The organism is Arenimonas donghaensis DSM 18148 = HO3-R19 (assembly GCF_000743535.1).
Classification (GTDB): Bacteria; Pseudomonadota; Gammaproteobacteria; order Xanthomonadales; family Xanthomonadaceae; genus Arenimonas; species Arenimonas donghaensis.
This window is the reverse complement of sequence record NZ_AVCJ01000001.1, coordinates 207,849-229,254: the sequence shown is the minus strand read 5'-3', so window position 1 is coordinate 229,254 and position 21,406 is coordinate 207,849. Positions and strand designations below refer to the sequence as shown.

Genomic DNA, 21,406 nt, shown 5'->3' with positions numbered 1-21,406 from the left:
CCTAGGCTGCCATGGAAGGCAGGTGGATTCCGGAACGGGGGCTGACGGCCGCGGCCAGGCGAAGCCGGCGGCGGTCGGGACCGGCTAGCGTATCGGGCCACCAGCTGCGCGACCAGCGCCGCCCTTGCGCAGTGCGGGCCTGGATGCGCAGCAAGGGACCTTGTTCCCGTAGCCGGGGCGAGCTCAGGCGGTGGCGCCCGCCGGCGAGGTCATGCACCACCAGGGTGTCGCCTTGCCAGACCAGGGACACCGGGGCGCGCAGTGCCTCGCGCCGGGCCCGGGCCAGGCCGGCCAGGACGACCAGGCCGGCGAGCATCGGCTTGAGTGCGTCCGGCAAGCCGCTGGCCAGCACCGACGCGGCCGCCAGCCCGGCGAGCAGGCAGAGTGCACCGACCAGCCAGCGCGAGGGGCGCCATTCAATGCGGCAGGGCAAGGATGCGTTCGACGATGAGGGCAAGGCCGGTGTCCTCCGGGCGCTCGCGGCCCATGAACCATCGCCAGAGCTTATCGTCCTCGGTGTCCATCAGCCGTAGGAACTGCGCCCGTTCCGCGTCGTCCGCGCTCGTCCAGCGGCCGTCGAGATAGCGCAACATCAGCTGGTCGAGTTCGCGCATGCCGCGCCGGCAGCGCCAGCGCAGGCGCTTGAGCTCCGCGTCTTCGCTCACAGCACCCCGGCCAACAGCACGCCCCACAGCGTCCACAGCACCAGTGCGCCCAGGGCGTAGACGGCGAAGCGGTGCGGGACCTTGTTGTAGCTGCAGTGGATGGCGCTGTGCGCCACGCGCAGCCCGACGAAAGCCCAGGCCAGCCCGACCGTCAGCGGCGAGGCCAGGTCCTGGTTCACCCCGACCAGCAGCGCCAGGTAGAACAGCACCGGCAGTTCGAACAGATTGCGGAAGTTGTCGGCGGCGCGACTGTCCTTGAGGCGCGCCGACATCTGCGCCGACGTGGCCACGGCCTGCGGGTGGATTCGCTCGCGGGCCAGCTGGCTCAGGCGTTCGAACCCCATCCGGAACATCACCAGCATGGTCAGGGCCGCCATCGCGAAACCCGGCAGCAGGAGGTCGCGGGCGTCCATGCTCAGGCACCCCGTCGCTGCAGCATCAGCTTCTTGATCTCGCCGATGGCACGGGCCGGGTTCAGGCCCTTGGGACAGGTGCGGGTGCAATTCATGATGGTGTGGCAGCGGTAGAGCTTGAACGGATCCTCGAGGTCGTCCAGGCGCGCACCGGTGTCCTCGTCGCGGGAATCGATGATCCAGCGGTAGGCCTGGAGCAGCACGGCCGGCCCCAGGTAGCGGTCACCGTTCCACCAGTAGCTGGGGCAACTGGTCGAACAGCAGGCACACAGGATGCATTCGTAGAGACCGTCGAGCTTGGCGCGGTCTTCCTTGGACTGCAGGCGCTCCTTGGCCGGCGCCGCGCTCTGGGTGCGCAGCCAGGGCTTGATCGAGGCGTACTGCGCGTAGAAGTGCGTGAGGTCGGGCACCAGGTCCTTCACCACCGGCATGTGCGGCAGCGGGTAGATCGGTACTTCCTTCTTGCCGCAGTCCTCGATCGCCTTGGTGCAGGCCAGGGTGTTGGTGCCGTCGATGTTCATCGCGCAGGAGCCGCAGATGCCCTCGCGGCACGAACGCCGGAAGGTCAGCGTCGGGTCGATCTCGTTCTTGATCTTGATCAGCGCGTCGAGAACCATCGGCCCGCACGCGTCCATGTCGACTTCGTAGGTGTCGGTGCGCGGGTTGGCGCTGTCGTCGGGGTTCCAGCGGTAGACCTTGAAGGTGCGCACGTTCTTCGCGCCCTGGGCCGCGAAATGCTTGCCCTTGCCGACCTTGGAATTCTTGGGGAGGGTGAACTCAGCCATCTGTGCTTTTCCTGGTCAGTAGGTCCGCGCCTTGGGCGGGACGACGTCAACGTCCTTGCTCAGCGTGTACATGTGCACCGGGCGGTAGTCGAGGCGGGTCTGGCCCGCGTCGTCCACCCAGCACAGGGTGTGCTTGTGCCAGTTGTCGTCATCGCGTTCGGAGAAATCCTCGCGGGCGTGGGCGCCGCGGGATTCCTTGCGGTTCTCCGCCGACACCATGGTCGCCACCGCCTGGCCCAGCAGGTTCTGCAGTTCCAGGGTTTCGATGAGGTCGGAGTTCCAGATGAGCGACCGGTCCGAGACCCGCACGTCGGCGAAGGACGCGTGGACCTCGCTGATCTTGCTGACGCCTTCGCGCAGGGTGTCGCCGGTGCGGAAGACCGCGGCGTTGTTCTGCATCACCTGCTGCATGTTGTCGCGGATGACCGCGGTCGGCGTGCCGCCGCTGGCGTTGCGCAACTTGTCCAGGTTGGCCAGCGACTTCTCGCAGGCCGAGGCCGCCAGCGACTTGTGCGGCGCGCCGGGCTTGATGGTCTCGGCGCAGCGGTTGGCGACAGCGCGGCCGAACACCACCAGGTCGAGCAGCGAGTTCGAGCCCAGGCGGTTGGCGCCGTGCACCGACACGCAGGCGGCTTCGCCGATGGCGTACAGGCCCGGCACCACGGTGTCCGGGTTGCCGTCGCGCAGGGTGACGACCTCGCCGTGGTAGTTGGTCTGCAGGCCGCCCATGTTGTAGTGCACGGTCGGCAGCACCGGGATCGGCTGCTTGGTGACGTCGACGCCGGCGAAGATCTTGGCGGTCTCGGCGATGCCCGGCAGCTTCTCGTGGATGTCAGCCGGGTTGAGATGGGTGAGGTCGAGGTGGATGTGGTCCTTCTTCGGGCCGACGCCGCGGCCTTCGCGGATCTCGATGGTCATCGAGCGCGACACCACGTCGCGCGAGGCCAGGTCCTTGGCATTGGGCGCGTAGCGTTCCATGAAACGCTCGCCGTCCGAATTGCGCAGGATGCCGCCTTCGCCGCGGACGCCTTCGGTGATCAGGCAGCCGGCGCCGTAGATGCCGGTCGGGTGGAACTGCACGAACTCCATGTCCTGCAGCGGCAGCCCGGCGCGCAGCGCCATTCCGCCGCCGTCGCCGGTGCAGGTATGGGCCGAGGTGGCGCTGAAGTAGGCGCGACCGTAGCCACCGGTCGCCAGCACCGTGCCCTGGGCGCGGAACAGGTGCAGTTCGCCGGTGGACATGTCCAGGGCCAGCACGCCGAGGCAGGCGCCCTCCTCGTCCATGATCAGGTCGAGCGCGAAGTATTCGATGAAGAACTCGGCCGAGTGCGCCAGCGACTGCTGGTACAGCGTGTGCAGGATCGCGTGGCCGGTGCGGTCGGCGGCGGCGCAGGTACGCTGGGCGGTGCCCTTGCCGTAGTGCGTGGTCATGCCGCCGAACGGGCGCTGGTAAATCTTGCCGTCGTCGGTGCGCGAGAACGGCACGCCCTGGTGCTCGAGTTCGATGATCGCCGGGATCGCTTCGCGGCACATGTATTCGATGGCGTCCTGGTCGCCCAGCCAATCCGACCCCTTGATGGTGTCGTAGAAATGGAAGCGCCAGTCGTCCTCGCCCATGTTGCCCAGCGCGGCCGAGATGCCGCCCTGCGCCGCGACGGTGTGCGAGCGGGTCGGGAACACCTTGCTGATGCAGGCGGTCTTGAGGCCCTTCTGGGCCAGTCCGAACGTGGCGCGCAGGCCGGCACCGCCGGCGCCGACGACGACCATGTCGTACTTGTGCTCGTGGATCTTGTAGGCGGACGTCATGGCGTTCTCAGGCAGTGAATACGATGCGGCCGATGGCCAGCAGGGAGGCGATGGCGGCGATGGCGAAGACGAACTTGACGATCACCTGCAGCAGCAGCTCGGCGCCGCCGTGCACGTAATCCTCGATCACCACCTGCAGGCCAAGCTTGGCGTGCCACAGCAGCGACAGCACGAAGGCGGTCATCAGCGCGGCGGTCAGTGGCTGCGCCAGGACGGCGCGCACGGTGATCTGGTCGTCGCCGATCATCCCGACCATCAGGATGACGAACCACGGGCTCAGCAGCAGCAATGCGATCGCGGTGAGCCGCTGGTGCCACCAGTGGCTGGTGCCGTCCTTGGCCGACCCCAGGCCCTTGGCCCGGGCGAGCGGGTTGCGCAGGCTCATGCCGCACCTCCCATGCGCAGGCCCAGCCACCACAGGCCGCCGGTCAGCACCAGGGTCAGCACGGCCACGGCGTAGCCGCTGGCGTAGAGACGGGGAATGTCGTAACCATGGCCGGCGTCCCAGGCGAGGTGCCGGATGCCGTTGAGGAAGTGGTAGACCAGGCAGGCCGACAGGCCGAAAAGCATGATCTGTCCAGGCACCGAGGCCAGCACAGAGCGTGCATGCTCGAAACCCGCGGCGCCGCCGGCGACCGCCACCAGCCAGGCGACCAACAGCAGCGAGCCCAGGGCCAGCACCACGCCGGTGATGCGGTGCAGGATGGACATCACCATCGTGATTTGCGGCTTGTAGACCTGCAGGTGTGGGGACAGGGGTCGTTCTTGCGTCGCCATGGGCTGCGCTCGTAGGTTGGTGTGGGGAAGGATGCCCCGCCGGATGTCGGCGTGGCGTCAGAAGTCGATGCAGCGGCCGTTTTTCTCCCAGTCGCCGTAGCGCGTGGGGTCCGGGCCGTCGCGCCCGCCGATCTCCGCGGGAGGCGCCTTGCCGGCCTCGTTGCCGCCGGCGCCGCCGTCCGGGGTTTCGGGACGAGCGGGGGTATCGCCTATGATGCGCGGCTCCGTGGTCATTCGAATATGTTAAGTCCCACCCCCATGTCGTTCAAGCCAAATCCTGCCCCGGCGTCCCTGCCCACCCTGCCCGGCATCGGCCTGCTGCGTGTCGCCGGGCCTGATGCCGCGGCTTTCCTGCAGGCCCAGTCGATGAACGACGTGACGGCGCTGGCCCCCGGCCGATGGCAGTGGAACGGCCTGTTGACGCCCAAGGGGCGCGTGATTGCGCTATTCGCGCTGCTGCGGGAGGCCGACGGACAGTTCCTGCTGGTCTTGCCCGACTTCGACGCGGAAGCGATGGCCGCACACCTCGGGCGCTTCGTTTTCCGCAGCAAGCTGCGCCTGGCACCGCTTGATGGCTGGCGCGCCGCCGCCGGCCCGGCCCCCGACACCGGCGCTGCCGCGAGGGCCACCGGCAACGCGGACGCCGGCTGGGCGCTGGACATCTCCGGGGCAGACGCGAACCGCGGGCTTTGGCTGCTGCCGGCCGACCATCCCGCCCTCGCCCCCGAGAACCCGACGGCAAGCCAGGCCTGGCGCGCCGCCGACCTGGCCCACGGCCTGCCGCGCCTGCCTGCCGACCAGCGGGAAGCCTGGACCCCGCAGATGCTTTCGCTCGAGCGGCTGGGCGCCTTCAGCCTTAAGAAGGGCTGTTATCCCGGCCAGGAAATCGTCTCCCGGACCCACTACCTGGGCCAGGCCAAGCGCGTGCTGGCCCGGCTGGCGGCCGACGCGGCGGTCCCGGAAGGCGCCCCCGTGCTCGACGAGGTCGGGCGGGAGCTGGGGCGCGTGGTCTGCCAGGCCGAGGCCGGACAGGGTCACCAGGTGCTGGCGGTGCTGCCCGCGGACCGCGATCCGGACGCCCGGCTCAGTGCCGGTGCCGGACTCTCGGCACTGCCGCTGAACGACGGTCTGGCGCGCTGACCAACACCCGCTTCCGGATACCGGAACCCACCGCACACAACGTGGAAACAGGCCGGTAGCTCGCTTGGCCCCCGGGCGTTTGTCTGCTATACCCGCTGCCACAGGGAGGAACAGAACATGATGATCAGGAATTGTTTGTTGACGGTGGCCATGGCGCTTGCTGCGGCACCGGCAATGGCAGCCAACTACACGCTCGCCGTGGAGCCCAACTACCCGCCGGCCCAGGCCGAAATGGTCTACCAGCCGCTGCTGGACTACCTGTCGGCCTCGACCGGGCACAAATTCAAGCTCAAGACCGCGGCCAACTACCATGTCTACTGGCGCGACCTGCGCGCCGGCATGAAGGTCGACTTCGCCTTCGAGGAAGCCCACTTCGCCGGCTACCGCATGGGCCGCCTGGGCTTCACGCCGCTGGTGCGCACGGCCGAGCCCACGCGCTATTCCCTGGTGGCCGACAGCATGATCGCCGAGGAAGGCACCGCGGGCCTGATCGGCCGGCCGGTGGTGTCCATGCCCTCTCCCAGCATGGGCTACCTGCTGATGCTCGAGATCTACCGCAATCCGATCGCGGCGCCTGAAATCAAGTCGGTCGGCACCGGCTGGCGCGACGGCGTCGAGATGATCTTCTCCCAGGAAACCCAGGCCGCGATGGTGCCCAACTACATCGCGCAGCTGTACCCGAACCTGGTGGTGGTCTCGGAGTCGCGTGAGTTCGTCGGGCGTACGCTCAGCGCTGCCGGCACGGTGCCTTCGGACGTCCAGGACGCGGTGGCGGAAGCCATGCTGAAGCTGCACGAAGACCCGGGCTCGTACGAGGTGCTGGTCGAACTCGGTGCCAGCAGCTTCGTGGACGCGCCGGCAAGCGACTACACCCGCAGTGAGTCGTTGCTGGCTGGCGTGTTTGGCTACAAGCCGCGCCCGGCCGCGCCGGTCGTCGAGGACGAACCGCAGCCCGAGGCCATCGACCTCGATTCGATCAGCGATGAAGAACTCGGTGGCCTGGAGGTCACCGCGGGCGACTGACCCTGCCCACGGGCCGCCCGGGCTGGCCCCGGGCGCGCCCATGCAGGACGCCCGGTTCGCGCACTCAGTCCGCTTCGAAGTGGATCACGTCGCCGCTGTTGGCCGCGAAGCTCTGGCCCAGGCTGATGGTGCCGGACTTGCGAAGGTGCACCTCGTCCCGGTGCAGTTTTAGTTCGTCGTCCTCGCCCATGCGCACGTAGGTGCCATTGGTCGAGCGATCGGCAAGCATGAAGTGCCCGCGCTTGAATTCGACCATCGCGTGGGTGCGGCTGACCCAGTCGGCCTCAACCACCAGCTGGTTGCCCGGCTCGCGCCCCATCAGGAAGGGTTCGGAATCGGGCCGAAGTTCGACCACCTCGCCCCGGTGCTTGAGCCGCAGCACCGTCTCCACGCCGCCGTCCTCGCCGGTGCCCTGGCGCGGGCCGGTTTGCACCAGGGTCATGCCGGAGGTGTCCTCCTGCCAGACCAGGTCGACGATGGCGATGGGCAGCAGCTTGCCGCTGACCCGTGCCTTGCCCAGGCTGCGCGCCTCCGGCGCCTTGCCGGTCAGGCCATCGTAGGTCGCGGCCGTCGTCACCACCTGTTCGCGCTTGGCCAGGGAGGTCATGCGTGCGGCCACGTTGACGGCATCGCCATACACGTCGCCGTCGGCCTCTTCCAGCGCATCACCATGGTGCAGGCCGATGCGCACGGCCAGGTTGTCACGCACGAAGACGATGTCGCGGGCCAGGCGTCGCTGCATGTCGCAGGCCGCCAGCACGCCATTCATCGCACGCGGGAAGGTGCACATGATCTCGTCGCCGATGGTCTTGATGACCCGGCCGCCATGCTGGCCACACACCGCGGACAAGGCATCGAGCACCAGGGCGATCAGGCGCCGGGCCTCGACGTCGCCCTTGGTCTCGAACAGGCGCGTGCTGCCGCTGACGTCGGCGAACAGGATGGTCTGGGGCCGGGACTGGCTCATGACGGGGCAAACGATATCAGGGAATGCCCTCGGCCATCGCCACGATGTCGTCGTCGGAGGGAATGACCAGGAAGGCGGCCCCGGCCAGCGGCGTGTAGGTGTCCTCGCCGACCACGCGTCGCAGCGGCTTGGCGCCCTGCCCGGACTCGACCACGGCGGTGATGATGCCCTCGCCCACGCCGGCCGAGCGCCGGCCTTCGTCGACCACAAGGATCCTGTCGCACTCACCGGCATGGCGGCCGATGGCGTCGGCATTGAGCGGCTGCAGCCAGCGCAGGTCGACCACGCGTACCTTCCAGCCCTTGCTGGCCTCGATGCGCCGGGCGGCGCGCAGACTCATCGGCACGCCGTTGCCGAAGCTGAAGATGACCAGGTCGGTGGCCTCGGGCGCGTAGACGCGCTCTTCGCCCAGCACCATGGCCTCGCCCGGCGCCGGGTACGGCGTCAGCCACTGGCCATCGCCCGGCTCGTAGAGATCCTTGGTCATGTACAAGGCGATCGGTTCGAGGAAGGCGCAGACCCGGCCGTCCACCTTCGCCAAGGCCATCAGGGTGCGCAGCATGGTGGCGGCGTCGTCGCCGCGGCTGGGGCAGCCCACGACCAGGCCCGGGATGTCGCGCAGCGCCGCGATCGAGTTGTCGTTGTGGAAGTGGCCGCCAAAGCCGCGCTGGTAACCCAGCGAGGCGATGCGCATCAGCATCGGGTTGCGGTACTGGCCGTTGGAGAAGAACTGCAGGCTGCAGGCTTCGCCGCGGATCTGGTCGCAGGCGTTGTGGAAATACGCCAGGTACTGGATCTCCGGGATCGGCAGCAGGCCGACGTTGGCGTAGCCCTGGGCCAGCCCGAGGATCATGGTCTCGTCGAGCAGGGTGTTGAATACCCGGGCGTTGCGGAAGGCTTTGTGCAGGCCCTTGGTGACCGTGTAGACGCCGCCCTTCTGGGCCACGTCCTCGCCGAACAGCAGGGCCTCGGGGTACTGGCAGAACAGGTCGTGCAGGGCCTGGTTGATCTGGATCGCCAGGTGCCGTGGCGGCTGGTTCTCGGGCAGGCGGGCCTCGCTGCCGAACACCGCCAGGCGGCGTTCGCCGAAATCGGTGCGGCGGGCCTGGGCCTGCACCTGGTCCGGCGTGTACGGCGCCAGCGGCGCCATCACTTCGGCCAGGTCGTCGAGCTTGGGCCGGCGGTCGGCTTCTTCGGCGGCGGCGAAACAACGCGCCCGCGTGGCCTCGTAACGGGCGAGCAGCTCGTCCTTGTCCATCAGCCCGGAGGCCAGCGCGATCGCCGCCGAACGCAGCAGGGGATCGGTGGCCTCGACCGCCATCAGCTCCTCGAAGCTGCGCCATTCGATCTCGAAGTCGGTGCCGGCATGCCCCATGATCCGGGTCGTCTGCAGGTGCAGGAAGGTCGGGCGGCGCGTGCGGCGGCAATGTTCAACCGCCGCCTGCACCTGGCCGTAACCGGTCGCGAGGTCGAGGCCGTCCGCGAAGAAGTAGTCCAGGCCGGGGCGCTGGCGGAAGGCGTTGCCGATCCAGCCGCCCGGCGTCTTCACCGAAATGCCGATGCCGTTGTCCTCGCAAACGAACAGCACCGGCGCCGGCAGCCGCTGGTAGGCGGTCCACTGGGCGGTATTGAAGGCGGTCTGGGCGGTGGCATGGTTGCTCGAGGCATCGCCGAAGCTGCAGATCGCGATCGAATCTTCGGGAATCGGCAGCGCATGCCCGATCCGCCGGGCCTGCTCGATGGCGATCGCCGTGCCCAGCGCCTTGGGCAGGTGCGAGGCGATGGTGGAGGTCTGTGGCAGCACCCAGAGCGGCTTGCTTCCCCAGACCTTGTGGCGGCCGCCGGAAATCGGGTCGTCCTTGCTGGCCGCGAAGCTCAGCGCCGAATCCATCACCGGGTCCATGCCTGGCAGCTTGCGGAAACGTTCGGCCATGAAGCCGCCGGAACGGTAGTGCAGGAAGGCGGGATCGGTATGCCGGGCCAGCCTTGCGACCATGGCATTGCCTTCGTGGCCCGAGCTGCCGATGGTGTAGAAAACCTTCTGCTGCACGCGCAGCACCCGCGCCATCAGGTCCAGGTGCCGGGACACCATCTGTGATTCGAACAGTTCCAGGAAATCGTGGGCACTGCAGTGGCTGCCTTCGAGCACGGCCTCCTCGGGCGCCGGACGATGGCCAGGCCGGCCATCCCAGGCCTTGACGAACTCGACGAAGTTGTCGTCGCAGACCTTGGCGCGGTTGACGTCCTTTTGACGGGCGGGAATGGGCGTGGCGACGGACATGTAAGGCTCGCGGAAAGCGGGGTCAGCGACGCAGGCGCAGGCGGTTGACCTGCCATTGTTCGCGGGTCTGGCCCCAGATCTGGGTGGGTTGGTTTTCGTAGGGCGGCGGCAACCTGCCGGGTCCGCGCAGGCTTGCGCCAAGGCGTCGGGCCACGGCCTGGGAGCCGGTATTGGCCGGATCGATGGTCTGGATGATGTCGGTCCAGCCCAGCGTGTCCACCGCCCAGTCGATGCAGGTGGCCGCGGCTTCGGTGGCGTAGCCCTTGCCCCAGGCGTGGCGCGCGAGGGAATAGCCCACTTCCGTGCCGGGCCAGCCCTCGGGTTGCCAGGGGCCGACGCGGCCGACCCAGTCGCCGGTGGCGCGTTCGAACACCGAGAAGAAGGAAAAGCCCTGCACGTGCCAGGCGCCAACGGTGGACAGGAAGGCCCGCCAGGCAATCGCCCGCGGCTGGACCCCGCCCAGGAAGTGCATGGTTTCGGGGTCGGCGCAAAATGCCGCCCAGGACTCGAAGTCATCGCCACGGACCGGCCGCAGCAGCAGCCGTTCGGTCTCGAGCTTCAGGCCTTCCAGGTCCATGGTCGGGGCGTTGCGGCCAGGGGGGCTCAGAACGCGTTGATGCCGGTCACTTCGCGGCCGATCACCAGCTGGTGGACCGTTTCGGTGCCTTCATAGGTGATGACCGACTCGAGGTTGAGCGCGTGGCGGATCGGCGGGTGCTCGGTGGTGATGCCGGCGCCGCCGAGGATGTCGCGGGCCTCGCGGCAGATGTCGATGGCGATGCGGCAGTTGTTCCACTTGGCCAGCGACACCTGCGCCGGCTGCATGGTGCCGGCATCCTTGAGCCGTCCCAGCTGCAGGCTCAGCAGCTGCGCCAGGGTGATGCGCCGGGCCATGTCGGCCAGCTTGAGCTGCACCGCCTGGGTGGCGGCGATGGGCCGGTTGAACAGCACGCGCTCCTTGGCGTATTCAAGGGCCGAGGTATAGCTGGCGATGGCGGCACCGATCGGGCCCCAGGTGATGCCGTAGCGGGCCTGGGTGAGGCAGCCGAGCGGACCCTTGAGACCCTTGACGTTCGGCAGCCGCTGGCTGTCGGGCACCCGCACGGAATCGAAATACAGCGCCGAGGTGACCGACGCGCGCAGGCTCATCTTCTTGTGCACTTCCTGGGCCTCGAAGCCCTTGGTGCCCTTCTCGACGATGAAACCCTGGATGCCTTCCTCGGTCTGGGCCCAGACGATCGCGATGTCGGCCAGGTTGCCGTTGGTGATCCACATCTTGGCGCCGTTGATGACCCAGTCGCCGCCATCCTTCTTCGCCACGGTCTTCATGTTGGCCGGATCGGAGCCGCCGTGCGGCTCGGTCAGGCCGAAGCAGCCGATGATCTCGCCGCGGGCCATGCCGGGCAGGTACTTCTCGCGCTGCTCTTCCGAGCCGTAGGCATAAATCGGATACATGCACAGCGAACTTTGCACCGATACGAAGCTGCGGATGCCGGAATCACCGCGTTCGAGTTCCTGGCAGATCAGGCCGTAGCTGACGGCATTGAGATCGGCACACCCGTACTTCTCGGGCAGCGACGAGCCCAGCAGGCCCATGGCCGCGATTTCCGGCACGAGTTCCTTCGGGAAACGACCCTGGTCGAAGCAGTCGCCGATGATCGGGAGGACCTTCTGGTCGGTGAATCGCGCGACGGAGTCCTGGATCATGCGCTCCTCTTCGCTGAGCAGGGAGCGGATGTCGAACAGGTCGGTCGGGTTCAGGGCCATGGCTGCGGTATTCAGACGTCGGGAAAGCCCGCGATTCTAGCGGGTTCGGCCCCGGTCAGCCATTGAAAAGGGGCCGGACGAGCCGGCCCCTTCACACCGCTCCCACCCTGGGGATCAACCCTGCGGGGGCGTATCGAGCTTGGCAACGGCGATCACGCCGTTTTCGATCGGCAGCCGGTCGCCCGGATCCTCGGCCATCACCAGTTCGCCGGTCTGGTCCTCGTAGCGCCAGGTGACGTTGTAGCCGACGACCTTGTCGCGCTCGCCCAGCAACAGCTGCGCGCCCGGCTTGCGGTCGGTGCGCTGGCTGCCCAGCTCGCCGTCGGACCGGTAGGTGACGTCATAGCCCACCACCTCCTCGCGCGGCTCCGTGACGGTCTGGCAGACCTGCTGGACTTCCGTGGTCTTCTTGCCGCCGACGTGGCGACGATCGATCTCGCGGCCGGCGTAGGCACCGCCCACCGCACCGGCCACCGTGGCGAGCTTGCGGCCATCGCCCTTGCCGACCTGGTTGCCGAGCAGGCCACCGACCACGGCGCCGACGACCATGCCGTCCTTGTCGCCGAAGCGCTCGGGCTGGCGGACCTCGACCACGCGGTCCTCGCAGACCTGGCGTTGGCCGGTGCGCATTTCGACGATGGGTTCGGAGGCCACCACGTCGGCCCAGATTTCCTCTTTCTCGGTGATCGGCGTGGCCGAAAGCACCTCCGCGTACGGGGTGGCGTAGGCCTGGTAGGCGGCGATGGCGCCACCCCCGACCAGCATGCCGGCCGCTACGGCCAGGATCGTCTTGTTCATGGTGTTTTCCTCCTTGGGCGGGTTGGTGCCCGTTGTCGCGAGTGCAATCTGGTCCAGTAGACCTGAACGCCGCCATAAGCCCGTGAAGACGCCTCACCGCATGTTAATTTCCCGGGAAGCGCTTTCTACGGAGGCCCCCCATGCCCCACCCCATTACCGGTCCGCTGACCGCCTTCGCCTCGCGGTTGAAGCACCCCACCCTGTTCAAGATCACGCTCGGCCTGATGCTGCTCAGCTGGTTGCTGCCCGACCCGATCCCCTTCATCGACGAGATCGTCACCGCGCTGGCGACCCTGGTGCTCGCCAACTGGCGTCGGAACGATACGCGGCCGTCGGACGGCGACGTGATCGAAGGCGAGTCGCGGCGCGAATGAGTCCCCTGTACGACAGCCACTGCCACCTGGACGCGGCGGGTTTCGACGACGATCGTGCCGGGGTGCTGCGACGCGCCCGCGACGCCGGGGTGGCGCGGCAGCTGATACCGGCGGTCGACCGCGCAAGCTGGGACGCCATCCGGAGCCTGTGCGCCGCCGAGCCGGGCCTGCGTCCGGCCTACGGGCTGCACCCGATGTTCCTGGACCGGCACGCGCCGGCACACCTGGAGGAACTCGAACAGTGGCTCGAGACCGAACGGCCCGCGGCGGTGGGTGAATGCGGCCTGGACTTTTTCGTCGAAGGCCTGGATCCGGAGCGCCAGCGCCGGTACTTCCGTCGCCAGCTGGAACTGGCCCGCCGGTTCGACCTGCCGGTGGTCCTGCATGCGCGGCGTGCGGTGGAGGAAGTGATCGCGACCCTGCGCGAGGTCGGCGGGCTGCGAGGCGTCGTGCACAGCTGGTCGGGCAGCGAGGAGCAGGCGCGGCAGCTGTTCGAAATGGGCTTTTGCCTGGGTATCGGCGGGCCGGTCACCTACGAGCGGGCCAAGCGGCTGCGGCGCACGGTGGCGGACATGCCGCTGGACCACCTGCTGCTTGAAACCGACGCCCCCGACCAGCCCGATGCCCAGTGGCGGGGGCGGCGCAACGAGCCGGCGCGACTGCGCCACGTGCTGGACGTGGTCGCGCAACTGCGCGGCCAACCGGTCGCCGCCATCGCCGAGGCAACCACCACCAACGCGCTTCGGCTGTTCGGCTAGGCGGGGCGCGGTTCAGCCGCCGGACGGCTCCTTGAGCAGCAGCTGCACGGCCTTGCCGGCCATCGCGAAGGCGAACGCACCGGTGACATGGGTCGCCGCTCCCAGCCCGGCCCCGCAGTCGAGCTTGAGCGCGGCGTCGGCGCCCAGCTTGGGGCGCACCCCGCAGACGCTGCCGTCGGCCTGGGGATACTTCACGTTCTCGAGCGAATACACGGCCGGCACGCCGAAGTAGCGGTCCGGGTTGCGCGGGAAGCCGAAATCAGCGCGCAGCTTCTTGCGCACCAGCGCCAGCATGGCATCGTGCTCGGTGCGCGAGAGGTCACGCACGCGCACCAAGGTCGGATCGGTCCGGCCCCCGGCGGATCCACAGGCGATCACCGGCAGCTTGCGCCGGCGGCACCAGGCGATCATCTCCAGCTTGCTGCGGAAGCTGTCGCAGGCGTCGAGCACCAGGTCGTGGCCGCGATCGAGCATGGTTTCCATGTTGCCCGGCAGCAGGAAGGCCTGGACCACTTCGACCTCGATGCGCGGATTGATGGCCCGGCAACGTTCCGCCAGCACCTCGGCCTTGGCACGCCCGAACTGGCCCTCGAGGGCGTGCAGCTGACGATTGGTATTGCTCAGGCAGACTTCATCGGCGTCCACCAGCACCAGTCGGCCGACGCCGCTGCGGGCCAGCGCCTCCACCAGCCAGCTGCCGACGCCGCCCAGGCCAACCACGCAGGCCTGCCGGCGGGAAAGGCTGGCGGCCGCACCCTGGCCATAGAGCCGGTCGATGCCGGCGAATCGGGGATCGTTCATGGCGGCATTCTAGCCGGGGGCCGCGGCCTGAACGGACCCGGGCGCCCGAGGCCACCGGTCGGTTCCGGTTCAGCGCCGGCAGCCTAGCTTCGTCCGCGAGTCCCCCGAACCATTTGCAAGGAGTTCGCCATGAAGACCCGTATGCTGGTCGTCGCCGCCCTCGCCACCTCGCTGGCCGCCTGCGCCAGCCAGCCGCGCTCGTCCGGCTACGGTTATGAGCGTGGCTACGGCCCTGCCCCCTACGACCGCGGTTATTCCCAGCCACAGCGCTGCTATGACTGCGGCCGCATCGAACGCATCGAACCCGTCTACGGCGCCCGTCGCAACAGCCGCACCGGCGCCGTCCTGGGCGGCCTGGTCGGCGCGGTCGCGGCCCGCGAAGTCCCGACCCATGGCAGCGAAGGCAAGAAGAACACCGCCACCATCGCGGGTGCCGTGGCCGGCGCGGTGGCCGGCAACGCGATCGAAAACAAGGTCAACGAAGAGACCTTCGACATCCACGTTCGCATGGATGACGGTCGCCTCGTGGTGATCAATCGCAACAGCCTGGGCAACGGCATCCGCGAAGGCGCCTACGTGCGCGTGGACGGCACCCGGCTGCAGCCGCTGCGCTAACCCCCCGCAGGCCGACCAGGAAGACCGCCGTGGTATCTTCGCGGCGGTCTTTCCTTGTCCGGAGCCTGCGCATGCGTTCCCTGATACTCGTCCTGATCGGCCTGTTCGTCGGCGCGGCCTGCGCCTTGATCGCCATGAGCGCGCTGCGCCAGGGCACTGCCTACCCCAACGGCGTGATGGCCGTGATGTCGGCGCACATGCAGGGCCTTGGGGCGAACGTGAAGCAGAACCGCTGCGCCAGCACCGACTTGCTGCCGCACCTGCAGACGTTGCGCCACCTATCCAACGACCTCGAGCCGGCGTTCCTGCCGACGCAGGACGACGAGCGCTTCGTGCAGCACGCCACCGTGCTGCGCGCTTCCCTGGACGCGGCGCTGGCGACCCCGCCCGCCGACTGCGCGGCCGCCGGCGTCGCCCTTGACCGGATCCAGAACGGTTGCCAGGCCTGCCACCGCGACTTCAAGGGCTGACCGGCAGCCAGTCCGCCACGATGCCCGCAACGGCGTCGGGTTCGCGCATCCATCGGAAGTGGTCGGCACGCGCGCCGAGCCGGGCATCGTCGATTCGTTCGATGCGCCGCTCGCCCGGTCCCAGCCGGTCGAGCAGGAGTTCGAGCGTCGACAGCGGAACCAGGGGATCCTTCTCGAAATGCACGCCCAGCGCCGGGCAATGCACGCCGGCCATCGCTGCTTCGAGACCAGGAGTACCACCGACGCCCTCGTAGCGGCCCCGGCGCACGGTGCGTGACCAGTCGCGCATCAGGCCCCCCGCCTCACGCCCTGCGAATCCCAACCGCTCGCCCGGGTAGTGGCCGAGCAGCCGCGTCAACGGCGGCAGCACGTGCGCAAAGGCCGCAATGGCCCAACGCTGGCTGCCGCGATAGCGGCGCCAGTGCGGAACACCGGTGGCGACCAGGACCAGCCCGGCACAAGGCCGCTGCTGGCGCGCGACCAGCATGGTCGCGAACTGTCCGCCCAGGCTGTGGCCGCCCAGCGACCAGGCCGGCCCGGCGGGCAAGGCGTCCAGGGCGGCAGGCAGGTCCTGGTCGAGCAACTGCCCATAGCCCCAATCGGTGGAACGTCCGGCGCGCAGGCTGCTGCTGGCGGTGCCGCGCCAGTCCGGCACGGCGACGGCAACGTCCCGCCGTGCAAGCGCCGCGGCGAACCCGTCGTATTTGGAAGCCGGCACGCCCAAGGCCGGCAGGAACAGCAATCCGGACCGCGCCTGCGGCGGACGCCGCAACCGCAGGCTGAATTCGTGGCCATCGGCCGTGCGCAGCGCGATTTCTTCCGGCGGCATGTTCGGGGTTCCGTGAAAACCCGAAGCATACCCAGCCGCCGGCGTTGACGGCAGCGGTCCTCACGCCGGCGACACGGTTCCCATACATGAAGCTGACGCCACCGCGACGGCCCCATGACGTCGCCTGCCGGACACTGCAAACGTGCCCGAACCGGCATCACCCCCACCTGGAGAAAACCATGACCCTGCTTCGCAAAACCGCGCTCGCCCTGATGATGTCCGGCCTCGTCGCGACCCCGGCCCTGGCCGGCCACCACGAAGGCAAGGACAAGGCCGTCGGCACCATCGTCGACGTCGCCGCCGGCAACGCCGACTTCGAAACCCTCGTCGCCGCGGTCAAGGCCGCTGGCCTGGTCGAAACCCTTTCGGGCGAAGGCCCGTTCACGGTGTTCGCCCCGACCGACGAGGCGTTCGCCACGTTGCCCGCCGGCACCCTTGAGTCGCTGCTCAAGCCCGAAAACAAGGACCAGCTGGTCTCGATCCTCACCTACCACGTGGTCAGCGGCAAGGTGAAGGCCGCCGACGTGGTCAAGATGGACAGCGCCACCACCGTCAACGGCCAGTCCGCCGACATCACCGTGATGGGCGACACGGTGCGCATTGATGGCGCCACCGTAACCGCCACCGACATCTACGCCAGCAACGGCGTGATCCACGTGATCGACACCGTCATCATCCCCGACTGATCCACCCTCCCCTGCGTCACCCCGCGACGGCCCGCTTCGGCGGGCCGTCGCTTGTTATGCTGCCGCGATGGACACCCAGACCATTTGGTTTATCGTCGCCGGCGCACTGATCGTGATCGGCCTGCTGGGCACCATCCTGCCGGTGCTGCCGGGCCTGCCGGTCATGTTCGCAGGCATGTGGCTGGCGGCCTGGGCGGACGGTTACCAGCGCATCGGCGCCGGCGTACTGGTCGTGCTGGGCATCCTGGTCGCGCTATCGATCGTCACCGACCTGCTGGCCAGCCTGCTCGGCGCACGCCGGGCAGGCGCCTCCAACAAGGGCCTGTGGGGTGCCGGTATCGGCGGATTCCTCGGCATCTTCTTTGGCCTGCCCGGCTTGCTGGCCGGACCGCTGCTGGGCGCGACGGCCGGTGAAATGGCGCATGGCCGGGCCTGGCGCGACGCCTCGCGCATTGGCGTCGGCACCTGGATTGGCCTGCTGGTAGGCGCCATCCTCAAGGTGGTGCTGGCGCTGGCGATGCTGGTGCTGTTCGCGGGCGCCCTGCTGGTCGGCTAGGCACCCGCGTCGACGCTCAAGCCTGCAGCTCGCGCAGCGTCACCGAAGGCGGCACGCGCACGATCCTGCGCGTCGCCCACATCCCCGCCACCAGCGCGGCCAGCGTGCCCGCCAGGGCGCCCGACGCCGCCAGGCCCCAGTCGGTCTGCCAGGGCAGGTCAAAAACCTCCTTGGCCACCACGCCGGCCAGGACCGACGCCGCGATGGCGGCGACGACCCCGGAAATCAGGCCGATGGCCGCGAATTCGGACGCCTGCGCCAGTCGCAGCTGCCAGCCGCTCGCGCCGAACACCCGCATGACGCCGCCTTCGAGCAGGCGCTCGTCCTGGCTGGCGCTCACGGCCGCCAGCAACACCAGTACGCCGGCCAGCAGCGAGAAGCCGAAGACGGCTTCGACCACCAGGCTGACCTGCTCGACGGTGCCACGGACCTGGTCGAGCACCGCGTCGATGTCGATCACCGAGAGGTTCGGGAATGCCGACACCAGCTCGGCGGTGAAACGCGTCCGGCCCTCGGGCACCTTGACCGCGGTGATGTGGCTGCCGGCGAACTCGTCGAGCGAGCCCGGCGAGCCGATGACGAAGAAGTTGGGCCGGAAGCTCTCCCAGTCCACCCGGCGCAGGCTGGTGATGCGACCGGCGTAGCGGGAACCTGCGATGTCGAAGGCGACCTGGTCGCCCACGACCCAGCCCATGGATTCGGCGAATTCTTCCTCCACGGACAGCTCGGGCTGCGCCGGCACGCCGGTCCAGAACCGGCCCGACGTAACCTGGTTGTCGTCGCGGAGCGCGTCGGCGCTGGAGAGGTTGAACTCGCGTTCGGCCATGCGCCGGCCGCGGCTGCCTTCCTCGAAGGCATCGCCGGTGACGGCGTCGCCATTCACCTCCACCAGCCGCGCACGGATCATCGGATACAGCTCGGGCTCGGAAACCCCCTGTGCGGCCAGGAATTCCCGCACGGGCTGCACCTGGTCGGGCTGCACGTTGACGATGAACCGGTTCGGCGCATCGGCCGGCATCGCCTGGCGCCAGCGATCGAGCAAGTCGGTACGCACGAACGTCAGCAACAGCAGCGCCATCAACCCCAGTCCCAGGGCCGAGACCTGGGCGATCGACGCACCGGCACGCCGGCTGACGTTGGCCAGGCCGTAGCGCCAGGGACCGCGCAGCCGCCTGCGCAGGTGGCGCATCAGCACGATCAGTGCCCAGGCCAGCAAGGCCAGCACCGCCACCGTCGCCAGGATGCCCACGAGCATGGCGGTGCCCAGGGTCGCCGAACCGGCCTTCCACCACAGCAGCACCGCCAGGCCCGACAGGCCCGTCACCGCGACCACCCAGGCCGCGGGCTCGGTCGGATCGAGGTCGCTGCGCAGGACGCGCAGCGCCGGTACCCGCCGCAGCGCCAGCACCGGCGGCACGCCGAAGGCCAGCAGCACCGTCAGCCCGACGCCCAGGCCTTCGAGCGCAGGCACCAGGCCGGCCGCCGGCAGGTCGAGCTTCAGGGCACTGGCGAGCCAGCCAGCGACGCCCCACTGCAGGCCATAGGCCAGGACGATACCGAGCGCGCTGCCCAACAGGCCCAGCAGCAGCAATTCGCCAACGTGGATGCCGACCAGCGTGGACTGGCTGGCACCCAGGCAGCGCATGACGGCCGAACCCTGCAGGTGGCGGGCGCTGTGGCGGCGTGCGGCCATGGCCACGGCCACCGCGGCCAGCACCACCGACACCAGGGCCGCCAGGCCCAGGAAACGGTCGGCGCGATCGAGCGCGCGACGGATCTCCGGACGCGCTTCGGCGGCGGTTTCCAGGCGCTGGCCGCGACCCAGGACTTGCGTCGCTGCGGCACTGAAGCGCTCGACCGCCGAGGCCTCGCCGGCCAGGACCAGGCGGTAGGAAATACGGCTGCCCGGCTGCACCAGGCCGGTGGCGGGCAGGTCGGCGAGATTGAGGAAGACCCGCGGCGCGGTATTGAAATAATCCAGCGCCGCATCCGGCTCCTGCACGACCAGCGCGGCCAGCTGCAGCTGGCTGCTGCCGATGCCGACGCGGTCGCCGATCCGGGCGTCGAGCGCCTCGGCGCCCGCGCGGCTCATCCAGATCGTGCCTGGCGCGGGGATGGCGTTGGCCTGCACGTCCCGGCCATCGGCCCGCTGCTGGACCACGAAGCTGCCGCGCAGGGGAAAGCCCTCCGCCATCGCCTTGACGTCGCCGAGGCGAAGCGATTCGCCAACCCGGACCATGCTGTTGAACGACCAGGTTTCGGTGCTCGACAGCCCCGGCGCCGCGGCCAATGCGCGCAGGTCGTCGCCGATCTCGGAATCCGAACGCACGACGACGTCCCCGCCGAGCAGGCGGTTGGCTTCCTGGGCCAGGGCGCGCTCGGCGCGATCAGTGATGAAACCGACGGCGCAGACCGCGGTGACCGCCAGCACCAGGGCCGCCAGCAGGATGCGGACATCGCCCGAGGCGAGGTCACGCCGCAGCTGCCGCAGGGCCAGGCCCGGCCAGATCATGCCGCCACCAGCCGGCCCGACTCGAGCCGCAGCTGGCGGCTGCATCGCGCGGCCAGGGCTTCGTCGTGGGTGACCAGCACCAGGGTCGTGCCCGACTCCCGGTTGAGCCGGAACAGCAGCTCGATGATGCTTTGGCCGGTGCGGGTGTCGAGATTACCGGTAGGTTCGTCGGCGAACAGCACCGCCGGCCGGGTGACGAAGGCACGCGCCAGCGCCACGCGCTGCTGCTCACCGCCCGAAAGCTGCCGCGGGTAATGACCCAGGCGCTCGGCCAGGCCAACCTGCCCCAGGATCGCCCGCGCGGGGCCTTCGGCATCGGCATCGCCGCGCAGCTCCAACGGCAGCATCACGTTCTCCAGCGCCGTCAGCGACGGCAGCAGCTGGAAACTCTGGAATACGAAGCCGACCTTCTCGCCACGCACCCGGGCCCGGCCGTCCTCGTCCAGGCTCGAAAGGGCCTCGCCGTCCAGCCTTACCTCGCCCTCGCTGGGAACATCCAGGCCCGCCAGCAGCGACAGCAGCGTGCTCTTACCTGAACCGGAGGCACCGACTATCGCGACCGCTTCACCCTGTTGGATGGTAAAACCAACCCCATCCAGGATGGTCAGGTCCCCGGAAGGAAGGGGTACCCGCTTGCCGAGGCGTTCGACGACCAGTGCACTTCGGGTGGCGGGCGTTCCGGGGGTATCGGCCATGAAATCCTCGTCAGGAAAGAAAAATCGATGAAAAGCATCAACGCAGTATATGGAGCTTGCCTGGGCCGGGTTCAACGCGGGGTAACGACCGTCTTGACGGTCCTGTTGCTGCTTGCCGCGCTGCCGGCCTTCGCGGCGGAGCGGACCGTCCTGGTCATGGGCGACTCATTGTCGGCCGCTTATGGACTGGCGCCCGAACAGGGCTGGGTGGCGCTGCTGGCCGAGCGACTGCGCGCGGAAAGCCCGGGCTGGAAGGTGGCCAACGCCAGCATCAGCGGCGAGACCACCGCCGGCGGCGCCAGCCGCATCGCCGGCGAACTGAAGCGCCACCAGCCCGAGGTCGTGGTGATCGAGCTCGGCGCCAACGACGGCCTGCGCGGCCTCGACCTGGCCCAGACCCGTGCCAATCTCGAACGCATGGTCGAGGCCGCCAAGGCGGCCGGGGCGCGGGTGCTGCTGCTCGGCATGCGCATCCCGCCCAACTACGGTCCCGACTACACCCGGGGCTTCGAGCGCAACTACCAGGCGCTGGCCGAAGAGCACGAGGTGGCCCTGCTACCCTTCCTGCTCGAGCCCATCGCCATGGACCGCGAGGCATTCCAGGCCGACAACCTGCATCCGGTGGCCGATGCCCAGCCGACACTGCGCGACCACGTCTGGCCGGCCCTGCGGCCGTTGCTTGACTGAC

General features: G+C 69.0%; 26 protein-coding genes. 9 read left to right on the top strand and 17 right to left on the bottom strand.

What is annotated here, in order from left to right; all coding sequences use genetic code 11:
- Position 1: 1 nt before the first annotated feature.
- From N788_RS01110 to N788_RS15020, 8 genes are read right to left on the bottom strand one after another with little or no spacing between them, the layout of a single operon-like run.
- A complete protein-coding gene (locus N788_RS01110; protein WP_051924217.1) occupies positions 2-433 on the bottom strand; it encodes a hypothetical protein in 432 nt (143 codons plus the stop codon).
- Entirely contained in the window at positions 417-665 is a 249-nt protein-coding gene (locus N788_RS01105) for an FAD assembly factor SdhE (RefSeq protein WP_034220130.1), read from the bottom strand. The genes N788_RS01110 and N788_RS01105 overlap by 17 nt, the downstream gene beginning before the upstream one ends.
- Entirely contained in the window at positions 662-1,078 is a 417-nt protein-coding gene (locus N788_RS01100) for an MAPEG family protein (RefSeq protein WP_034220128.1), read from the bottom strand. The genes N788_RS01105 and N788_RS01100 overlap by 4 nt, the downstream gene beginning before the upstream one ends.
- Positions 1,079-1,080: 2 nt before the next feature.
- Positions 1,081-1,863, bottom strand: a complete 783-nt coding sequence (locus N788_RS01095) for a succinate dehydrogenase iron-sulfur subunit (protein WP_034220126.1) — start codon at positions 1,861-1,863, stop codon at positions 1,081-1,083.
- 15 nt (positions 1,864-1,878) lie between these two features.
- The gene (gene sdhA, locus N788_RS01090; RefSeq protein ID WP_034220123.1) at positions 1,879-3,669 is read right to left on the bottom strand and encodes a succinate dehydrogenase flavoprotein subunit; all 1,791 of its coding nucleotides are present in this window, start codon (positions 3,667-3,669) and stop codon (positions 1,879-1,881) included.
- 7 nt (positions 3,670-3,676) lie between these two features.
- Positions 3,677-4,054: a succinate dehydrogenase, hydrophobic membrane anchor protein gene (gene sdhD, locus N788_RS01085; protein ID WP_034220120.1), complete on the bottom strand. Its 378-nt coding sequence runs from the start codon at positions 4,052-4,054 to the stop codon at positions 3,677-3,679.
- Positions 4,051-4,446, bottom strand: coding sequence for a succinate dehydrogenase, cytochrome b556 subunit (gene sdhC, locus N788_RS01080; RefSeq protein ID WP_034220117.1), 396 nt, complete (start codon positions 4,444-4,446; stop codon positions 4,051-4,053). The genes sdhD and sdhC overlap by 4 nt, the downstream gene beginning before the upstream one ends.
- 57 nt (positions 4,447-4,503) lie before the next feature.
- Complete coding sequence (locus N788_RS15020) at positions 4,504-4,680, bottom strand: DUF1674 domain-containing protein (protein WP_084695813.1); 177 nt, start codon at positions 4,678-4,680, stop codon at positions 4,504-4,506.
- A 24-nt stretch (positions 4,681-4,704) separates the two neighbouring features.
- Between N788_RS15020 and ygfZ the strand changes: the two genes are divergently transcribed.
- Both ygfZ and N788_RS01070 read left to right on the top strand, forming a co-directional pair.
- Positions 4,705-5,586 carry a CAF17-like 4Fe-4S cluster assembly/insertion protein YgfZ gene (gene ygfZ / locus N788_RS01075; RefSeq protein ID WP_034220115.1) on the top strand — a complete coding sequence of 294 codons (882 nt, stop codon included), beginning with the start codon at positions 4,705-4,707 and terminating at the stop codon, positions 5,584-5,586.
- Between the two features lie 117 nt (positions 5,587-5,703).
- Positions 5,704-6,609, top strand: coding sequence for a phosphate/phosphite/phosphonate ABC transporter substrate-binding protein (locus tag N788_RS01070; protein ID WP_084695812.1), 906 nt, complete (start codon positions 5,704-5,706; stop codon positions 6,607-6,609).
- A 64-nt stretch (positions 6,610-6,673) separates the two neighbouring features.
- Here N788_RS01070 and N788_RS01065 read toward each other — a convergent pair whose 3' ends face one another.
- The 5 genes from N788_RS01065 to N788_RS01045 form a co-directional block, all read right to left on the bottom strand.
- Positions 6,674-7,576, bottom strand: a complete 903-nt coding sequence (locus tag N788_RS01065) for an adenylate/guanylate cyclase domain-containing protein (protein WP_051924216.1) — start codon at positions 7,574-7,576, stop codon at positions 6,674-6,676.
- A gap of 16 nt (positions 7,577-7,592) precedes the next feature.
- Positions 7,593-9,857, bottom strand: a complete 2,265-nt coding sequence (locus N788_RS01060) for a thiamine pyrophosphate-dependent enzyme (protein ID WP_034220112.1) — start codon at positions 9,855-9,857, stop codon at positions 7,593-7,595.
- 22 nt (positions 9,858-9,879) lie between these two features.
- Entirely contained in the window at positions 9,880-10,434 is a 555-nt protein-coding gene (locus N788_RS01055) for a GNAT family N-acetyltransferase (RefSeq protein ID WP_034220110.1), read from the bottom strand.
- Between the two features lie 26 nt (positions 10,435-10,460).
- Positions 10,461-11,624 carry an acyl-CoA dehydrogenase family protein gene (locus N788_RS01050; protein WP_034220108.1) on the bottom strand — a complete coding sequence of 388 codons (1,164 nt, stop codon included), beginning with the start codon at positions 11,622-11,624 and terminating at the stop codon, positions 10,461-10,463.
- Positions 11,625-11,738: 114 nt separating this feature from the next.
- Positions 11,739-12,422, bottom strand: a complete 684-nt coding sequence (locus N788_RS01045) for a glycine zipper 2TM domain-containing protein (protein ID WP_051924215.1) — start codon at positions 12,420-12,422, stop codon at positions 11,739-11,741.
- Between the two features lie 140 nt (positions 12,423-12,562).
- On the opposite strand from N788_RS01045, the gene N788_RS01040 reads away from it, so the two are divergent.
- Both N788_RS01040 and N788_RS01035 read left to right on the top strand, forming a co-directional pair.
- Entirely contained in the window at positions 12,563-12,796 is a 234-nt protein-coding gene (locus tag N788_RS01040; protein ID WP_034220105.1) for a DUF6116 family protein, read from the top strand.
- On the top strand, positions 12,793-13,554 hold the full coding sequence (locus tag N788_RS01035) for a TatD family hydrolase (RefSeq protein WP_034220102.1): 762 nt from the start codon (positions 12,793-12,795) through the stop codon (positions 13,552-13,554). Before N788_RS01040 ends, N788_RS01035 begins: the two co-directional genes overlap by 4 nt.
- Positions 13,555-13,566: 12 nt before the next feature.
- Here the strand turns inward: N788_RS01035 and N788_RS01030 are convergent, their stop codons facing one another.
- Positions 13,567-14,355 (bottom strand): tRNA threonylcarbamoyladenosine dehydratase, encoded by a 789-nt coding sequence (locus N788_RS01030; protein ID WP_034220099.1) that lies wholly within the window; start codon positions 14,353-14,355, stop codon positions 13,567-13,569.
- 129 nt (positions 14,356-14,484) lie between these two features.
- Here N788_RS01030 and N788_RS01025 point away from each other — a divergent pair, with 129 nt between their 5' ends.
- Together N788_RS01025 and N788_RS01020 are read left to right on the top strand one after the other, a co-directional pair.
- Positions 14,485-14,970 carry a glycine zipper 2TM domain-containing protein gene (locus N788_RS01025; protein ID WP_034220098.1) on the top strand — a complete coding sequence of 162 codons (486 nt, stop codon included), beginning with the start codon at positions 14,485-14,487 and terminating at the stop codon, positions 14,968-14,970.
- A gap of 71 nt (positions 14,971-15,041) precedes the next feature.
- Complete coding sequence (locus tag N788_RS01020) at positions 15,042-15,440, top strand: cytochrome c (RefSeq protein ID WP_051924214.1); 399 nt, start codon at positions 15,042-15,044, stop codon at positions 15,438-15,440.
- On the opposite strand, the gene N788_RS01015 is transcribed toward N788_RS01020, so the two are convergent.
- Positions 15,430-16,269 (bottom strand): alpha/beta hydrolase family protein, encoded by an 840-nt coding sequence (locus tag N788_RS01015; RefSeq protein WP_034220095.1) that lies wholly within the window; start codon positions 16,267-16,269, stop codon positions 15,430-15,432. The two genes, N788_RS01020 and N788_RS01015, sit on opposite strands and share 11 nt — an antisense overlap.
- A 179-nt stretch (positions 16,270-16,448) precedes the next feature.
- On the opposite strand from N788_RS01015, the gene N788_RS01010 reads away from it, so the two are divergent.
- On the top strand, positions 16,449-16,955 hold the full coding sequence (locus tag N788_RS01010) for a fasciclin domain-containing protein (protein WP_034220094.1): 507 nt from the start codon (positions 16,449-16,451) through the stop codon (positions 16,953-16,955).
- Between the two features lie 67 nt (positions 16,956-17,022).
- Positions 17,023-17,511: a DUF456 domain-containing protein gene (locus tag N788_RS01005; protein WP_034220093.1), complete on the top strand. Its 489-nt coding sequence runs from the start codon at positions 17,023-17,025 to the stop codon at positions 17,509-17,511.
- A 16-nt stretch (positions 17,512-17,527) separates the two neighbouring features.
- Here N788_RS01005 and N788_RS01000 read toward each other — a convergent pair whose 3' ends face one another.
- Positions 17,528-20,023: an ABC transporter permease gene (locus N788_RS01000; RefSeq protein WP_034220091.1), complete on the bottom strand. Its 2,496-nt coding sequence runs from the start codon at positions 20,021-20,023 to the stop codon at positions 17,528-17,530.
- Entirely contained in the window at positions 20,020-20,718 is a 699-nt protein-coding gene (locus N788_RS00995; protein ID WP_034220088.1) for an ABC transporter ATP-binding protein, read from the bottom strand. Before N788_RS00995 ends, N788_RS01000 begins: the two co-directional genes overlap by 4 nt.
- A 27-nt stretch (positions 20,719-20,745) precedes the next feature.
- Between N788_RS00995 and N788_RS00990 the strand changes: the two genes are divergently transcribed.
- Positions 20,746-21,405: an arylesterase gene (locus tag N788_RS00990; RefSeq protein ID WP_152560317.1), complete on the top strand. Its 660-nt coding sequence runs from the start codon at positions 20,746-20,748 to the stop codon at positions 21,403-21,405.
- Position 21,406: the final 1 nt, after the last annotated feature.

Bases quoted from the DNA above. Each gene is read 5' to 3' on its own strand.
- N788_RS01100 (WP_034220128.1), bottom strand. From the start codon at position 1,078: ATGGACGCCCGCGACCTCCTGCTGCCGGGTTTCGCGATGGCGGCCCTG.
- N788_RS01095 (WP_034220126.1), bottom strand. From the start codon at position 1,863: ATGGCTGAGTTCACCCTCCCCAAGAATTCCAAGGTCGGCAAGGGCAAG.
- sdhA (WP_034220123.1), bottom strand. From the start codon at position 3,669: ATGACGTCCGCCTACAAGATCCACGAGCACAAGTACGACATGGTCGTC.
- sdhD (WP_034220120.1), bottom strand. From the start codon at position 4,054: ATGAGCCTGCGCAACCCGCTCGCCCGGGCCAAGGGCCTGGGGTCGGCC.
- sdhC (WP_034220117.1), bottom strand. From the start codon at position 4,446: ATGGCGACGCAAGAACGACCCCTGTCCCCACACCTGCAGGTCTACAAG.
- N788_RS15020 (WP_084695813.1), bottom strand. From the start codon at position 4,680: ATGACCACGGAGCCGCGCATCATAGGCGATACCCCCGCTCGTCCCGAA.
- ygfZ (WP_034220115.1), top strand. From the start codon at position 4,705: ATGTCGTTCAAGCCAAATCCTGCCCCGGCGTCCCTGCCCACCCTGCCC.
- N788_RS01070 (WP_084695812.1), top strand. From the start codon at position 5,704: ATGATGATCAGGAATTGTTTGTTGACGGTGGCCATGGCGCTTGCTGCG.
- N788_RS01065 (WP_051924216.1), bottom strand. From the start codon at position 7,576: ATGAGCCAGTCCCGGCCCCAGACCATCCTGTTCGCCGACGTCAGCGGC.
- N788_RS01060 (WP_034220112.1), bottom strand. From the start codon at position 9,857: ATGTCCGTCGCCACGCCCATTCCCGCCCGTCAAAAGGACGTCAACCGC.
- N788_RS01055 (WP_034220110.1), bottom strand. From the start codon at position 10,434: ATGGACCTGGAAGGCCTGAAGCTCGAGACCGAACGGCTGCTGCTGCGG.
- N788_RS01050 (WP_034220108.1), bottom strand. From the start codon at position 11,624: ATGGCCCTGAACCCGACCGACCTGTTCGACATCCGCTCCCTGCTCAGC.
- N788_RS01045 (WP_051924215.1), bottom strand. From the start codon at position 12,422: ATGAACAAGACGATCCTGGCCGTAGCGGCCGGCATGCTGGTCGGGGGT.
- N788_RS01040 (WP_034220105.1), top strand. From the start codon at position 12,563: ATGCCCCACCCCATTACCGGTCCGCTGACCGCCTTCGCCTCGCGGTTG.
- N788_RS01035 (WP_034220102.1), top strand. From the start codon at position 12,793: ATGAGTCCCCTGTACGACAGCCACTGCCACCTGGACGCGGCGGGTTTC.
- N788_RS01030 (WP_034220099.1), bottom strand. From the start codon at position 14,355: ATGAACGATCCCCGATTCGCCGGCATCGACCGGCTCTATGGCCAGGGT.
- N788_RS01025 (WP_034220098.1), top strand. From the start codon at position 14,485: ATGAAGACCCGTATGCTGGTCGTCGCCGCCCTCGCCACCTCGCTGGCC.
- N788_RS01020 (WP_051924214.1), top strand. From the start codon at position 15,042: ATGCGTTCCCTGATACTCGTCCTGATCGGCCTGTTCGTCGGCGCGGCC.
- N788_RS01015 (WP_034220095.1), bottom strand. From the start codon at position 16,269: ATGCCGCCGGAAGAAATCGCGCTGCGCACGGCCGATGGCCACGAATTC.
- N788_RS01010 (WP_034220094.1), top strand. From the start codon at position 16,449: ATGACCCTGCTTCGCAAAACCGCGCTCGCCCTGATGATGTCCGGCCTC.
- N788_RS01005 (WP_034220093.1), top strand. From the start codon at position 17,023: ATGGACACCCAGACCATTTGGTTTATCGTCGCCGGCGCACTGATCGTG.
- N788_RS01000 (WP_034220091.1), bottom strand. From the start codon at position 20,023: ATGATCTGGCCGGGCCTGGCCCTGCGGCAGCTGCGGCGTGACCTCGCC.
- N788_RS00995 (WP_034220088.1), bottom strand. From the start codon at position 20,718: ATGGCCGATACCCCCGGAACGCCCGCCACCCGAAGTGCACTGGTCGTC.
- N788_RS00990 (WP_152560317.1), top strand. From the start codon at position 20,746: ATGAAAAGCATCAACGCAGTATATGGAGCTTGCCTGGGCCGGGTTCAA.